Here is a 13927-nt window from a genome sequence, read left to right on the forward strand (position 1 = left end):
AGAGGTGCCACTGGAGTTGCTGCTAGAAGATCCCGAATCCTGGCTCGGGGTCTGATCCTGTGAAGTAGTGCCGCTGCTTGATCTACTACCGCTGCTGGAGGTGCTGGCGCCACTGCTCGTTACGGAAGTGGTGCTGGCAGCGTGGGGCGCGGTAGCCCGATCCAGTGCAATGGCGCCAATTCCGACCACGGCAAAACTTCCCACTGTGACCGCGGCGGTGATGTTCGCCGCCATGCGCTTTCCGCTGGTTCGTGCGGTCATGGCCATTCCCTTCTCGGATCGTCGGAGCTAGATTTCAATCCCATCTTCCACGCAAAGTCTCTGTGCATTCTTTGACGAGGCTGGCAGCGGGCGATGAATCTGTGCTGGTCACGGCTTAGCCAAGGACCCCCGGAATTTGATAATAGTCCTCCGGCGGGAAGTGTCCCCCTTCGTCATGCATCGTCGATACCTTGCCGCCGTGGTCTTAGGAACAGCGGGCACATCGTCACACGCGGAAAACGGTTTAGAGTACTCTCCTAAGAACCCGCTAGAATGTGGGACGCGCGCCACTGCGGCGCGTCACATTCAGAACCTTTGGAGGGTTCCTTGTCCCTTATGAACACCCGCCACAGGGCAACCATGCTCGCTACGGCTATCGCTGCTTTCGGGGCGGTTGCACTAGTCGCCGGCCCAGCCATGGCAGCTCCTCCTGTGGGAGGCGTGCCGGTACCCTATGTCCCCGTGACGCACCACATCGATTTCGATGCAGACGTTCCCGCACAAATACCTTCGTGGACGGTCCCCTCCGACATCTACCAGGCAAAGGTCACACTCTTGGGCGGCAACGGCGGCGCCAACCGGAACAAGATCAATGACCTGCCAAACCAGGACGGCATCCCCGGCGGGACGGGGGCGGCCATGACGATTGACCTGCCTGTGCAGCCCGGGGAGGTACTCACCGTTGCCGTGGGCCTCGCCGGCCAGGACGCCAACAATACCGCCCCTGGTGCTGCTGGATCCCAGCAAGCGGCTGGCGGCGCTGGCGGTTTGACCGAGTTTCGGACCACACCCAGCACCATCTTCAGCCACGGTGGCGCTGGCGGTGCGGCAACATTGCTCTTCAAGTCCCCCTCCAGCTCCGGAGCCCCATCCTTGGTCGCCGTCGCCGGCGGTGGCGGCGGGGCCGGTGGCAACATCGGCGGCAGCTCCGTGTCCCAGGGCGGCATGGGCGGCTTCGCAACGCTGACAACCGCCAACAACGGTGACCCCGGGCCCAGCGGTGATGAAGGATGCCCGCCAGTTGCTGGAGGCCAAGGCGGTGCAGCTGTTGGAATGGTCGGCGGCACCGGACAATCAGTGACCGATCTTCTCACCCAGGTCAAGGGTGCGGGCGGCGGTGGTGGCGGCGGCTACCTGGGTGGCCTGGGCGGCTCCTCCGGAGATGAATCGATTACCGGATGCAGCGCCTCCGGAGGCGGTGGCGGCGCCGGCTCAAGTTGGTTTGCCTCTGGCACCGTGGCCTCGGAAGCATCCCGTCCGGCAGGACTGCTCAACGGTAAGGCCAGCATCAGCTGGACTGATCCCACACCTGTTGCCACGCTCACCGCTTCATCGGTGGATCTGGCCGCCGGGGACACGCTTAACCTTGCCGCGGCAGTGTCCCTGCTCCCCGCCGTTACGGCCCCCGTCGCGGTATTTACCGACGGCGACACGGTCTTGGGACGGGCCTCGGTCGCTTCGGACGGCTCGGCCACGTTGTCGGTGACCGGCCTGGCGTCCGGGCTGCATCTGGTATCCGTGGCCATCGTGGCGGATAACATCGCCTACGCAACCTCGGCCACCATCGGCATCACGGTCAAGGCCGCGGTAGTTCCCACGACGCCGCCTGGCCCTGCGACCCCATCCGTCACCACCACGCCGGTGCCGGCTACCGAGAGCCTGGCGCAGACAGGCTCCAGCGGAGCCTTGGCGATAGTTGCGGCCGCCGCCGTGTTTCTGCTTGCAGGCGGTCTCTTGATGGCACTGCGCCGCAGAACTGCCTAGGGACGGAAACCTGCAGCGCCCCTGCGGAAGCTTTGCGGACACCGTCGCCGGGATCGTTCCGGGACTCGTCGCAAGTGCTTGCGCAGGGGCGGTTTCGTTGCGGAGCCCGTTGAGGGTTCCGGGGTAGCTGATGTAGGGCAGCCGCAGGGTCAGCGCGTCCGCTCACGCAGTCTCGTGTTGGGACAGATGTGCCGCCATCTTGTCTAGGGACTGGTGCATTCCCGCATAGGAGAACACTGACATCAGGCTCCGTGTCCAACCCTTCTCTGTGATGGTGAGCTGCGTCAAGCCGTTCACGTCCTTGAACTCCACAATGGTGTAAATGTTTTGCGAGAACCCTTCCGGCAACTGTTCGACGGGCAACAGCGCCCCTTGCTCATCCGTCAGGTTTTGGGTGAATTCCAGGCGGTGCATCGCCTCGATTTTCGCATAGGTACCGCCGGTGTAGCTCACTTGGCCGCCCTGATCACTGGGTGCCTTCATGCTGAAGAGGTAGGTGCCGCCTTCCCTCAGATCGATTTCGGCAGAAGGTGATGTGTAGTCCTCCGGCCCCCACCACTGGGTCACTGCATCCGGGTCGGTCCACAAAGTCCAAACCGTCGCAACGGGCGCATTCAGGATGCGAGTGATGATGATGTCGCGTGTTGAATTATTGGTCATTGTCCAGTCCCTTATCGATTCGTTGGATGAGCGTTTCCATCGCGTCGAGCCTCGTATTCCATTGACGAGTCCGCAGGTGCAGCCAGTGTTCTGTTTCGGTAATGGCCACTGTATTGAGTTGATAGATGCGCCTTTGTGCTTGTTTTGTGACCAGCACCAGACCCGCTTCGCGCAGGACTTTTAGGTGCTGTGAGATTGCCGAGGCACTGCTGGCAAAGACGCCGCTGATGTCACTGGCAGACAGCTCACCCCGCTGGGCTAGCAAGTCCACAATGGTTAAGCGCGTTGGATCGGCAAGTGCGGAGAAGACGGTCGCTGGGCTTATGGTCACGGTCCCAAATTACAGCGAGTACTTAATTAAGTCAACACTAAAAGACTCGCACTCTGGGTTGACCACATCCGGACACCGGGTACACCCGCGCCGTCGCGGTCCTCATAGATCTGTCTCAGGCGACCGGGCTGCAAACACATGGAACCATGGGGCGCCGAACTTCTCGAAAATCTCCCCTTTGGCCCGGAGGAGATCTGAGAGGAACGTCCTGGTCCGTTCTCGCATGTCCGGGCCGGCCTATGATCTGCCCCACATGCCACTGCGCCCGGTCCATCCCAACCGCTATGGTTGATGGCGGTGCCCGCCGACGCGTGCCTCCTGGTGAGCAGCCGGGGGAACAGATGGCTGGCACACGCACATAGCTTCACTTCACCGGTTCGCAGGAAGAAATTCATGACTCTCGCTCGCCCCTTGGCCACCAGACTATTTCCGACGGCGACGGCCCTAGTCGCCGCATTGGTTCTCGCCGGCTGTACCCCCGGCACGACGACGTCGGACGCCAGCGGCAGCCCCGTGACTGGGGGAACCCTGGTCTATGCCTCCGGGGACGCGGAGCCCGGCTGCCTGGATCCGCACGTTGGTGGCAACTACCCGCAGGCCCTTGTTGCCTCGCAATACCTGGAGACGCTGTACACCAAGGATGCAGGCGGCAAGTTGATCCCCTGGCTCGCCGAGGGCTCCTCCGTCTCCGAGGACGGACTGACCCGCACCGTGAAGATTCGCAGCGGTATCAGTTTCACCGACGGCACCGCCCTGGATGCTGCCGCGGTCAAGGCCAACTTTGAGCACCTCTTGGTTCCCAAGACCGCGTCATCCACGGGCTATTTGGCGCTGGGCAAGATCGATTCCATGGACGCCGTCGATGCCAGCACTTTGGAACTAAAACTCAAGTCTCCGGACAATTCCCTGCTCGAGTCCTTCTCCATGCCCTGGGTGGCCATCGAATCCCCCAAAGCCCTAAAACGCAGCCAAGCAGAGAACTGTGCGGCACCGGTGGGCACCGGGCCTTTCAAGGTCGAGTCCTGGAAAAAGCAGGACTCCGTGCAGCTGGTACGTAATACCGGCTATGTGCTCCCGGACCCGTCCGCCGGTCATGCGGGAACCGCGTACCTGGATGGCATCACCTGGCGCTTTATCCCCGAGGCAGCAACCCGCTACGCGGCACTGCAGGCCGGTGAGGTACAGATCATCGACAACGCCCAGCCGGACACCATTGCTGCGGCCGAGAAGACCTCCACGATCAAGCACCTGGATGCACCGCGCCCCGGAGCATCCAACCGCATCGAGCTGAATTCCTCCAAGGCACCGTTCAATGACGTCAAGGTCAGGGAGGCCTTCATTCACGCGGTGAACATCAACGCGAGCGTCGATTCGCTCTTCTTCGGCACCGCAGCGCGCTCCTATTCGCCGCTATCCAGCGTCGAGCCGCTGGCCTATTCCGAAGATTCACTGTTCGGCTACGACCCCGCAAAAGCCGGTGAGCTGCTGGATGCCGCGGGCTGGAACAAACGCGATTCCGCAGGGTACCGGACCAAAGATGGCGCCCGGCTCTCACTCACGTTCCCGGTGAGTACCAGCCAGTCGATCCCCGCCGAGCAGTCGCTCTTTGAACAGATGCAGGCCACGGCCAAGGACTCTGGCATCGAGATCAAAATCAACTTGTTGGATCTTTCCAGTTGGTACGGGGATCTCGCCAAGAACAACTACAACCTGGTCTCTGCCCCGTATACCAAGGTTGGCCCCAGTGTCCTGGCCATCCTTTTCCACTCCGATTCGACCATTCCCGCTCCGTCGGGCTACTTCGCCAATCTTTCCCAGGTCAAGGACCCAAGCCTTGATGCGCTACTCAACACTGCCGGGGCCACCAAGGACGAGGCAGAGCGTAAGGACCTCTATACCCAGGCGCAGAAGAAAGTGCTCGAGGGCTATTACCTGCTGCCGCTTTACAATCAGCAAAACCACTTCCTTTACTCGTCCACGCTGAAGAACGTGGGGGCCACCACCGCGGTGGCAACCCCCACCTTCTTTGACACCTGGCTGGACCACTAGGCCCCGCCAAAAGACACACCCATGAACACATCCAAAGCGTCCTTGACCCGGTCACCCGGCGTACCGGGCTCAGCCGCGCGCTGGCTGCTGGGCAAGGCCGGAGGAGGCATCTTCGTGCTCTGGGCCGTCGCCACCGCCATCTTTTTTGGCATCAGGATGATTCCGGGAGACCCTGCGCAGGCAATCATGGGTGGCCCAGGCTCCCAGGCCTCCGCCGAGGCACTTGCGGCAGCCCGTGCCCAGTACGGCCTGGACCAACCCTTGTACGTGCAGTACTTTGGCCAGCTCTGGCGTCTGGCCACCGGCGACTTGGGCACGTCCTATTCGCTGAAGATCCCCGTGTCGCAGGTGCTGGCCGAGCTCCTTCCGCCAACGCTTATCCTTGCCGGGTTGGGGCTGCTGGTGGCCTGGGTCATGGCACTGGTACTGGCGGTAATTTCCACCCGCAGCGGCCCCGTGGGTTCTGCCGTGGCGTCGGGACTGGAAATTGTCTCCTCCGCGGTGCCGCACTTTTGGCTGGCCAGCGTACTGATCATGGTTTTTTCCACGGCGCTGGGGTGGCTTCCTCCCGTGAGCACCAGCACGCCGGCCGGTCTGGTGCTGCCAGTTGTTACCTTGGCACTGCCACTGGCCGGCTTTTTGGGCCAGGTCATGCGGGACACGATGGCGACCGCCCAGCGCTCCGCTTTCGCACTTTCTGCCCGGGCCCGTGGTGAATCGGAGATCGGCGTGCTGCTGCGTCATTCCCTGCGGCATGCCGCGCTGCCAGGAATCGCACTTTCCGGCTGGGCTTTTGGTTCACTTCTCTCGGGTGCGGTGGTTGTTGAGTCGATCTTTGCCCGCCCGGGTCTGGGGCGTTCACTGCTCTCGGCCGTTACCGCCCGCGACATCCCCCTGGTCACCGGCGTCGCACTGGTCTCCGCTGGTGCCTACGTGGTTATCATGGCTCTCTCTGACCTTGGCGAACGCCTCGCGGACCCACGGATTGGCCCATCATGAGCATCCCCAAACCCGTTCTGTCTGCGCAAGATCCGCTCTTGCGCCCCCTTCCAGCTCCCCCACCCCACCCAGGCGCCCTGTCGGTGAGAGGACTTGCAGGGAACCTCCCCTGGCTTGCCTGTGCCGCCGTGCTGCTCTTTTTTCTTGTGGCGGCCATCGCACCAAACCTGCTGGCGCCCGTTGACCCGCTGGCCATCAACCCTACCGGCGCCTTCTCGCCCCCGGGCCCCGGTCATTTGCTGGGCACCGACGAGTCCGGGCGTGACATCTATTCACGCATCGTCCACGGTGCCCGGCCTTCGCTGCTCATTGGGGCCGCGGCCACGGCGATAGGCCTCGGCCTTGCCGTGGTTCTGGGGACCGTTGCCGGCTTTGGCGGACGATGGCTGGACTATGGCGTTGGCCGCCTCCTGGAAGTGCTCTTTGCCCTGCCCGGGCTGCTGCTGGCCCTGGTATTCATCGCCCTGGCCGGGCCCGGTGTCACAACCACTGTGATAGCCGTGGGGCTGACCACGGCACCCGGGTACGCCCGGATGATCCGGGCTCAGATCATCGCCCAGCGCGCCTCGCCCATGGTGGAGGCCGCAACCGTTCTTGGGCGCAGCCGCGCCCGCATTCTTACTGTCCATATCCTGCCCAATGCGCTTGCGCCCCTGGCAGTGCTTGCTACCTTGGGACTGGGACAGGCGATTCTCTGGGCGGCTTCGCTGAGCTTCCTGGGGCTCGGAGCGCCACCACCCGCACCCGAATGGGGAACCATGCTTTCTTCGGGGCGCACCTACCTTGCCCTGGCCTGGTGGATGACGTTCTTCCCGGGGCTGGCCATCGTGTTGGTCGCCGCAGCCTCAACAGTACTTTCCCGATCGCTGAAGTCGGCAGGTCCACGGTGAACGCGGTGGTGCCCCTTCTGCGTGTCGAGGATCTGGATGTCTCCTTTGGCGGGACCAGCGTTGTTCGTGGCGTTTCATTTACGGTCAGCCCGGGGGAATGTCTGGCGGTGGTGGGTGAATCGGGGTCGGGCAAGTCGGTGACCGCCAAGTCCCTGCTTGGCCTGGCCGGACCCGGCTCGCTGGTGCGCACCACAACCCTCGACGTTGCCGGCGTAGATGCCCGGAATCTTTCACAGCGAGGCTGGCGCGCCCTCCGCGGCAAGCAGGTGGGATTCATCCTGCAAGACGCATTGACGTCGCTGGATCCGCTGCGAACCGTGGGCAAGGAGATCGACGACGCGCTACGGCTCCATAGCAGCGGTTCCGGGTCACAACGGGCCGCCCGAGTTATCGAATTGCTTGAGGCCGTGGGTCTGGATGACCCGGTACGGCGGGCTTCCCAACGCTCGGGGGAACTTTCTGGCGGAATGCGTCAGCGGGCGTTGATTGCCGCGGCCATTGCTCTGGATCCGGTACTGATCGTCGCCGACGAGCCCACCACCGCACTCGATGCAACTATTGCCGCCTCGGTCATGAGCCTGCTCGGTGACTTGCGTGCGACGGGCTCGGGCATGCTCTTGATCAGCCACGACCTTGCAGCCGTGGCCAGTGTCGCCGATTCCATCGCCGTCATGCAGGCGGGGCAGATCGTGGAGCGTGGCACCCGCGATCAAATACTGCAAAACCCGCAACACCCATACACTCGATCACTGCTGGCGGCGGTCCCGGCCGGCAAGCCCCGCTTCACGCGACTCTCCCCCACCGGCGATGCCGGGATGGATGGGGTGGCTTCGGTGGCTCGGCCGGCCCGGACGCAGCCACCAGCTACCGCGCCGGCCCCCGATGTGCTGCCGGTTCTGCGTGCCCGGGGACTCTACAAGAGCTTCCCCATGGCCAAGTCCGCGGCTTTGCCGGCAGTGCGCGGTGTCGGTTTCGAGCTGCTGCCCGGGCATACCCTGGGCGTGGTGGGCGAGTCTGGCTCCGGAAAAACCACCACGGCGCGCATGGTCCTGGAGCTGGTGACCCCCGACGCCGGTGACGTCGAGCTCTTCGGCGAACCGTGGAGTACGGTTTCCGAGGCCGGCCGCCGATCACGCCGCTCGTCCCTGGGTGCCATTTACCAGGACCCGCTTTCGTCCTTCGATCCGCGGCTTTCCACGAGCTCCCTCTTGGCTGATGCGTTGAGTTTTGGTGCCACACGCAATCCACGAAAGTACACCACGGAAGTTGCTGAGTTGCTGGCGATGGTTGGCCTGGAGCCGGGGGTGGCTATGCGTAACCCTGCCACACTCTCGGGTGGTCAACGCCAACGCCTGGCTATTGCCCGCGCACTTGCACCGAAACCGAGGGTGCTGATCTGCGATGAACCTGTCTCCGCCTTAGACGTTTCCGTCCAGGCCCAGATCCTTGACCTCCTTGATGATCTGCAGCAGCGGCTCGGGCTGAGCTATCTCTTCATCTCCCACGACCTCTCGGTGATCAGGCATATGAGTGATGACGTGCTGGTCATGCGCGCCGGGGAAGTTCTCGAATCCGGGAAAACCGAGTCCGTGTTCTCCGACCCCCAACATCACTACACGCGCTCCCTATTGGCCTCTGCCCCATCCCTTCCTGGCAGTCACCGGGCACAGGAAGGCCCCTGAATGACGTTGTCAGGGCCGGGTTGCCTTCACAGCGTCAGGGGGCAGTGACCGCCGGGAGTTCAAAATGAACTTTGGTCCGTTCAAGATCGGTCCCACACCGTGAGCACAGTAGGACCGGGCGAAGCTGCGCGCCGCATGAAGTATGCCAAATGGTCAGTTCATGGGCCGAGTCGCTCGAGTACCAGCGCTGAGCCCAATCGACCAGAATCGCGAAGACCGGAAAGAAGTTCATTCCCTTGGCGGTCAATCGATACTCACCGGCAGAGGTTGGCGTCTGCAACACTCCGGCTGCCACAAATCGGCGCATCCTGTCAGAAAGGATCGACGGCGAGATGCCCAGCTCGGCCTTGAAATCGGTAAATCGTCGCACGCCGAGGAAGGATGCTGCAAGGATCGCCGTACTCCAACGATCCCCCAGTATCTCCATTGTTTCCGGATAGTAGGAGAGCGCATCCACAGGAGTCGTTGAGTGTTTGGCCCGTCGGTGCAATCGCGGCATGTTGATTCTTGCGAACTCGGCCTCGGCGCCACGCTCCGCGGAGGTTTCGCGGGCAGTCACCGGCGCCAAGCCGCAAGAGCCGCACCCTAGGAGTGGGAGGGCATCCTGCCCGCACGTGTCATGAATGAGTACGGGGGCATCTTCGAGGCCGGGAACGGAGGCTTGTTCCCATCCCCAAATCGCCAGGAGCAGATTCGATAACTCAAGTGCCCGCGGGGTGAGCAGGTACGCGTCCCGAGTTCGACCATTGTCGTCATAGGGCGCTCGCTCCATCAAATCGGCCGCAACCAGGTCACGGAGGCGTGCCGCCAGCGTCGATTCGCTCAACCCCAGCTGCGCGCTCCAGTCACCGAAGCGGCGGGTGTGCAAAACGAAGGCGCGTTGGAGGATGAGAAGCGTCCACCGGTCGCCGAGAGCCAGGAGCGCGATTCCGATGGCACTTCCGGTCTTAGGAATTGTCTCTAGCACCCCGCCAGTATAGTCAGCGCGTGTTGGCAAGCCTGGCTACCCGATCCCACGCTTGCCCGTATTCGAGCGCCAGACGTTCCACGATATCGGCCGTTGTCTCGATCGCGTCAATGTTCTCAAGTCCTTGACCTGCCGCCCAAGTGTCCTTCCACCGCCGAATATTGGAAACCTCCGAGGAGTAGTCCCGCGAGACCGGAGCGCTCCCGTCCGGATCTAGGCCGACGGCGGTCAGTGAGGCACGCAGCCAGGATGCCGCCGTGCCGGTGATAGCGGCGGAAACGACCAGGTCATCGATCGAGCTGTCAACCACCATCTGCTTGTGTCCCTGGACGGCGATGCTCTCCGGCGTGGCCAGAAAGCGCGTGCCCATGTAAACGAGGTCCGCACCGGCGGCAACAGCACCGGCAATGCCGGCGCCGGTTGCCACGCCACCACCAACACATACCAGGCCATCGAAACTCTCGCGCACTGCCGCGATGAACGGCAGCGGCGAAAGGTGGCCCGTATGGCCGCCCGCACCGGAGGAGACGCAGACCAGGCCGTCGGCACCGGCGTCGGCGGCTTTGCGTGCCAGTTTCAGTGAGACGACGTCGGCCAGCACAATGCCACCATAGGCATGCACCACATCAACTACGGGACGCGGGGAACCAAGGGCAGTGATGACCACTGGCGGGCGGTGCTTTGCCACCATCTCAAGGTCATCCCCCAGACGCGTGTTGGTGGAATGGGTGATGAGGTTCATTGCCCACGGAGGCGCATCCGTCCCCGTGCCGAGTGCCGCCGTGATCTGTGTGAGCCAGGCGTCAAGCTCTGCAACGGTGCGGCAATTCGGCGTCGGGAAGGAACCGATGATTCCGGCTCGACTCGCCGCAATGACCAGCTCCGGCCCGGAGGCCAGAAACATGGGAGCCGCCACCACGGGAAGGCGAAGTCGCGCAAGCAGTTCGGAGGGGGTCATGTCGTGGCGAACCTTTCATTGGATGGTCCGGAGAGCGGGAGCTCCGCGGAGAGCCGGGCCATGATGGCGCGGCGGTCGATCTTTCCAGTGGCTCCGAGCGGAAACTCGGTGAGAAAATGAAGCGACTTTGGCCTCTTGTGTGGTGACACGTCGCGCAAGCGATGGCGCAGGTCTTGAAGTTGCGACGCGTTCAGGTCTTGGCCTGTTGCGGTCGTGTAGGCCAGTACGATTCGCTCTCCCCATTTCTCGTCGGGGAGGCCAACCACCACTGCGGCGCGCAGGCCCTGGACCGCGAGCACCACCGACTCAATCTCGCCGGGGTACACGTTGTAGCCTCCGCTGATCAGCATGTTGTTCTTGCGATCAAGGAGGTAGAGGTACCCCTCCGAGAGGATACCCACGTCCCCCGTGAGTAAAGCCGTGCCATCGAAGGACTTGCCGAGGTCGGTGCGGTCCTGGGCATTAAAGTATCCGGGGGTGACCATAGGTCCGCTCACGCAGACCTCGCCTAGCCCTGGGGTGTCCGCGTCTGGCTCGTCAACGATCTCTATTCGGGCATCAGAGACGATGCGACCGGCGGAGGTGAGTAGGTGCGGGTCCTTACTGAGTCCGCGGGAGTGATCCTCGATGCTGAGCACCGTCAGTGGCGGGATGGCCTCGACCAGCCCGTAGTACTGCACCAGTCGATCGGTTAGGCGTTCTGCGACCCGGCGAATCTGGGCAGGTGGCATGGGCGCGCCGGCATAGGCCAGCATCCGTACCCCTGCAAAGGCGCTCCGAGCCGGCTCGGGAAGGCGTGTGAGCGCGTCGATCACACTCGGAACCAGCGCGAGGTGGGTGATTCCCTCCGCCGCGAGAATCTCGGCAATCTCCCCCGGGCTGGGATGGTCAGCCATGACTTGTCGGCGGCCAAGTGCCAGCATCGGCAGGGTGAAGAGTCCGCTGGTGTGAATCGCGGGCCCGGCATGCAGGTAGGCCAGTACGTCGCCGGTGGGCACCACCACTTCCCGCACCATTGCTCGCATCGAAGCCAGCCGCATTCGGTGTGTGCGTAGCGCCCCCTTCGGCATGCCTGTGGTGCCGGAGGAGTAGGCGAGTCCCACCAGATCGTCCGGCTGTGCAGTTGGCAAAGACCGTTCCGGCGTCCCCTCCGCGGTCATTTCTGCCAAGGCGCCCCGATCCGCACGGATCACAATCTCGCAGCTGATGAATTCGGTGATGCGGGCACCATCGGCACCTCGCATACGATCGTCGACGATGAGCCCGCGTGCGCCACTGTCGGCGAGGATTCCGAGCCACTGCCGCGGACCCAGGCGTGGGTTCAGCGGCACCCGTACGAGTCCGGCCAGCGCAAGGGCCATCTCACTCACGAGCAGATCGCAGCTGTTGGGCAGTGCCTCCAACACCCGGTCGCCGGGGCGAAGCCCCCGGCGCACAAGTCCGTTGGCGAGGCGCAGTGCCCGGACTCGAAGTTCTGAAAACGTTAACACACCGCTCGCGTCCTGGACTGCGGGCAGATTACCGTAGCTCTCGGCGGCAATGTCCAGGATATCGCCAACCACTAGTGCTGCATCCCACGGCATTGTCATCATGTCGGTACTATAAACGAAGTTTGATAGTGAGGTGAAGTATGACGACGACGTCTGCAGAAAAGAATGCTGCCTATATCCTCGATGCCGTCCGGACTCCGTTCGGGCGCTATCGCGGTTCGCTCTCCCGCCTGCGAGTGGATGATCTCGCGGCAATTCCCTTGCGTGAGCTCGCCGCGCGTAACAGGGAAGTCACACAGAAGGGGATCGACGATGTGATCCTTGGCGACGCAAATGGCGCGGGCGAGGACAACCGCAATGTGGCTCGGATGGCTGTGCTTTTGGCCGGACTGCCGGTGAGCACGCCCGCGTACACCGTTAACAGGCTCTGCGGATCCGGGGCCGAATCAATCGTGCTCGCCTCGCGTGCAATTCGAGCCGGCGACGCAGATCTCGTCATGGCCGGTGGGGTCGAGGGTATGAGCCGTGCACCGCACGTTCTACCGCCAATCGATGATCGGCTACCCTCCCGGCCCGAGCTGGTTCCCACAACTGTGGGCTGGAGAATGGTCAACCCGCTATTTCCGGCGCCCTGGGTTGCCTCGCTGGGGCGGTCAGCAGAATTGATCGCCGAGGAACTCGGGATCGCCAGAGAGGCGCAGGACGCCTGGGCACTACGCTCTCATTCCCTCGCCGAGGAGGCCTGGAACGCGGGGTTTCATGACGGACGGGTGATTCAAACTCAGGGGCTGCAACGCGACGAAGGTATCCGCACCACCACCAGCTTGTCCGCCTTGGCGGGCCTGGCTTCAGCGTTCTCACCCGGCGGTTCGGTCACCGCCGGCAACTCATCACCGCTGAGTGACGGGGCAGCAGCAACCCTGATCGCATCGGGCCGACGCCTCACCGAAGCTGGGGCACAACCGCTTGCCCGCATCCTCGGTTCCGCGGTGGTAGGCGTCGATCCCGCTCGATTTGCCCTCGCCCCGGTCGCCGCCGTCGAAAAGCTCCTCCACCGCCTTCACCGAACACTCAAGGACGTCGCCGTACTGGAGATCAACGAGGCCTTCGCCGCCGTGGTGCTGGCCTGCCTTCATCAACTGGACCCACCCGAGACGGTCCAGATCAACCCCAACGGTGGGGCCATCGCCCTGGGGCATCCCCTGGGGGCTTCCGCAACCCGCACCATCATCGACTGTGCGCATGCCGTGCGCAACCGCGGCGGCGGAATCGGCATCATGACCGCCTGCATCGGCGTCGGACAAGGCATTGCGATTGCGGTGGAGGTCAACGATGAATGAGGACCGCGCACCGCGCCCCACCCCGCCGGCCACCCCACATGGACTACCCAACCCTGCAGAGCTGACCGCACTGGGCAGGGGGCGTCTGCCCGGCCTGCTAGGAATCGAGGTGACCTCCGCCGAGACCGGGCGCATCGACGCGCAGATGCAGGTGACGCCACAAGTGCTCGCCCCGAATGGCTACCTCCACGCCGCCTCGGTGGTCGCGCTCGCAGACACTGCGTGCGGCCTCGGCTGCCGCCTCGCGTTGCCATCTGGCGCGTCAGGCTTCACCACCGTGGAACAGAAGACCTCCTACCTCGGCACCGCACGTTCGGGCGTCGTTCGGACGGTAGCGGTACTAGTTCACGGCGGGCGACGCACCCAGGTCTGGGACGCCGAAGTTTTCGACGACGCCGGTAAACGCATCGCGCTCTTTAGATGCACGCAACTGGTGCTCTGGCCGGAGCCTTGATTTGCCCGCGCTCACCCACTCCAATGCGGCCCGGCGCGAGTGGGCTCGCGTGTCAACTTAGAAAAAAGCCCTTGCCCAGCGA

13 protein-coding genes are annotated in these 13927 nt (G+C 63.4%); 8 read left to right on the forward strand and 5 right to left on the reverse strand.

The window, feature by feature from the left end; genetic code table 11:
- Positions 1-67: 67 nt before the first annotated feature.
- Both CXQ94_RS22610 and CXQ94_RS11390 read left to right on the forward strand, forming a co-directional pair.
- Positions 68-292 carry a hypothetical protein gene (locus CXQ94_RS22610; RefSeq protein ID WP_104090101.1) on the forward strand — a complete coding sequence of 75 codons (225 nt, stop codon included), beginning with the start codon at positions 68-70 and terminating at the stop codon, positions 290-292.
- A 296-nt stretch (positions 293-588) separates the two neighbouring features.
- Positions 589-2025, forward strand: a complete 1437-nt coding sequence (locus tag CXQ94_RS11390) for an LPXTG cell wall anchor domain-containing protein (protein ID WP_181034179.1) — start codon at positions 589-591, stop codon at positions 2023-2025.
- A gap of 162 nt (positions 2026-2187) precedes the next feature.
- Here CXQ94_RS11390 and CXQ94_RS11395 read toward each other — a convergent pair whose 3' ends face one another.
- Together CXQ94_RS11395 and CXQ94_RS11400 are read right to left on the reverse strand one after the other, a co-directional pair.
- Entirely contained in the window at positions 2188-2685 is a 498-nt protein-coding gene (locus CXQ94_RS11395) for an SRPBCC domain-containing protein (RefSeq protein WP_104090105.1), read from the reverse strand.
- Positions 2675-3016: a helix-turn-helix transcriptional regulator gene (locus CXQ94_RS11400; protein WP_219817031.1), complete on the reverse strand. Its 342-nt coding sequence runs from the start codon at positions 3014-3016 to the stop codon at positions 2675-2677. The genes CXQ94_RS11395 and CXQ94_RS11400 overlap by 11 nt, the downstream gene beginning before the upstream one ends.
- A 393-nt stretch (positions 3017-3409) precedes the next feature.
- On the opposite strand from CXQ94_RS11400, the gene CXQ94_RS11405 reads away from it, so the two are divergent.
- From CXQ94_RS11405 to CXQ94_RS11420, 4 genes are read left to right on the forward strand one after another with little or no spacing between them, the layout of a single operon-like run.
- Positions 3410-5065: an ABC transporter substrate-binding protein gene (locus CXQ94_RS11405; protein ID WP_104090108.1), complete on the forward strand. Its 1656-nt coding sequence runs from the start codon at positions 3410-3412 to the stop codon at positions 5063-5065.
- A 21-nt stretch (positions 5066-5086) separates the two neighbouring features.
- Positions 5087-6064: an ABC transporter permease gene (locus CXQ94_RS11410; RefSeq protein WP_104090111.1), complete on the forward strand. Its 978-nt coding sequence runs from the start codon at positions 5087-5089 to the stop codon at positions 6062-6064.
- On the forward strand, positions 6061-6954 hold the full coding sequence (locus CXQ94_RS11415; protein WP_258067032.1) for an ABC transporter permease: 894 nt from the start codon (positions 6061-6063) through the stop codon (positions 6952-6954). The genes CXQ94_RS11410 and CXQ94_RS11415 overlap by 4 nt, the downstream gene beginning before the upstream one ends.
- A complete protein-coding gene (locus CXQ94_RS11420) occupies positions 6861-8636 on the forward strand; it encodes an ABC transporter ATP-binding protein (protein ID WP_306418898.1) in 1776 nt (591 codons plus the stop codon). Before CXQ94_RS11415 ends, CXQ94_RS11420 begins: the two co-directional genes overlap by 94 nt.
- Positions 8637-8670: 34 nt before the next feature.
- Here the strand turns inward: CXQ94_RS11420 and CXQ94_RS11425 are convergent, their stop codons facing one another.
- Genes CXQ94_RS11425 through CXQ94_RS11435 form a run of 3 tightly spaced genes read right to left on the reverse strand, consistent with a single transcriptional unit; the run spans position 8671 to position 12153 of the window.
- Positions 8671-9603, reverse strand: a complete 933-nt coding sequence (locus tag CXQ94_RS11425) for a helix-turn-helix domain-containing protein (protein WP_181034180.1) — start codon at positions 9601-9603, stop codon at positions 8671-8673.
- A 13-nt stretch (positions 9604-9616) separates the two neighbouring features.
- A complete protein-coding gene (locus CXQ94_RS11430; RefSeq protein WP_104090119.1) occupies positions 9617-10561 on the reverse strand; it encodes a nitronate monooxygenase family protein in 945 nt (314 codons plus the stop codon).
- Positions 10558-12153, reverse strand: coding sequence for a class I adenylate-forming enzyme family protein (locus CXQ94_RS11435; RefSeq protein WP_104090122.1), 1596 nt, complete (start codon positions 12151-12153; stop codon positions 10558-10560). The genes CXQ94_RS11430 and CXQ94_RS11435 overlap by 4 nt, the downstream gene beginning before the upstream one ends.
- A gap of 38 nt (positions 12154-12191) precedes the next feature.
- Here CXQ94_RS11435 and CXQ94_RS11440 point away from each other — a divergent pair, with 38 nt between their 5' ends.
- Together CXQ94_RS11440 and CXQ94_RS11445 are read left to right on the forward strand one after the other, a co-directional pair.
- Positions 12192-13391 carry a thiolase family protein gene (locus CXQ94_RS11440; protein ID WP_104090124.1) on the forward strand — a complete coding sequence of 400 codons (1200 nt, stop codon included), beginning with the start codon at positions 12192-12194 and terminating at the stop codon, positions 13389-13391.
- Positions 13366-13845, forward strand: a complete 480-nt coding sequence (locus CXQ94_RS11445) for a PaaI family thioesterase (RefSeq protein ID WP_219817032.1) — start codon at positions 13366-13368, stop codon at positions 13843-13845. The genes CXQ94_RS11440 and CXQ94_RS11445 overlap by 26 nt, the downstream gene beginning before the upstream one ends.
- The last annotated feature ends 82 nt before the right edge of the window (positions 13846-13927 follow it).

The organism is Arthrobacter sp. GMC3, assembly GCF_002929305.1.
GTDB lineage: Bacteria > Actinomycetota > Actinomycetes > Actinomycetales > Micrococcaceae > Specibacter.

Excerpts from the sequence above, each read along its gene's own strand:
- CXQ94_RS11395 (WP_104090105.1), bottom strand. The coding sequence starts at position 2,685 with ATGACCAATAATTCAACACGCGACATCATCATCACTCGCATCCTGAAT.
- CXQ94_RS11405 (WP_104090108.1), top strand. The coding sequence starts at position 3,410 with ATGACTCTCGCTCGCCCCTTGGCCACCAGACTATTTCCGACGGCGACG.
- CXQ94_RS11410 (WP_104090111.1), top strand. The coding sequence starts at position 5,087 with ATGAACACATCCAAAGCGTCCTTGACCCGGTCACCCGGCGTACCGGGC.
- CXQ94_RS11415 (WP_258067032.1), top strand. The coding sequence starts at position 6,061 with ATGAGCATCCCCAAACCCGTTCTGTCTGCGCAAGATCCGCTCTTGCGC.
- CXQ94_RS11430 (WP_104090119.1), bottom strand. The coding sequence starts at position 10,561 with ATGACCCCCTCCGAACTGCTTGCGCGACTTCGCCTTCCCGTGGTGGCG.
- CXQ94_RS11435 (WP_104090122.1), bottom strand. The coding sequence starts at position 12,153 with ATGATGACAATGCCGTGGGATGCAGCACTAGTGGTTGGCGATATCCTG.
- CXQ94_RS11440 (WP_104090124.1), top strand. The coding sequence starts at position 12,192 with ATGACGACGACGTCTGCAGAAAAGAATGCTGCCTATATCCTCGATGCC.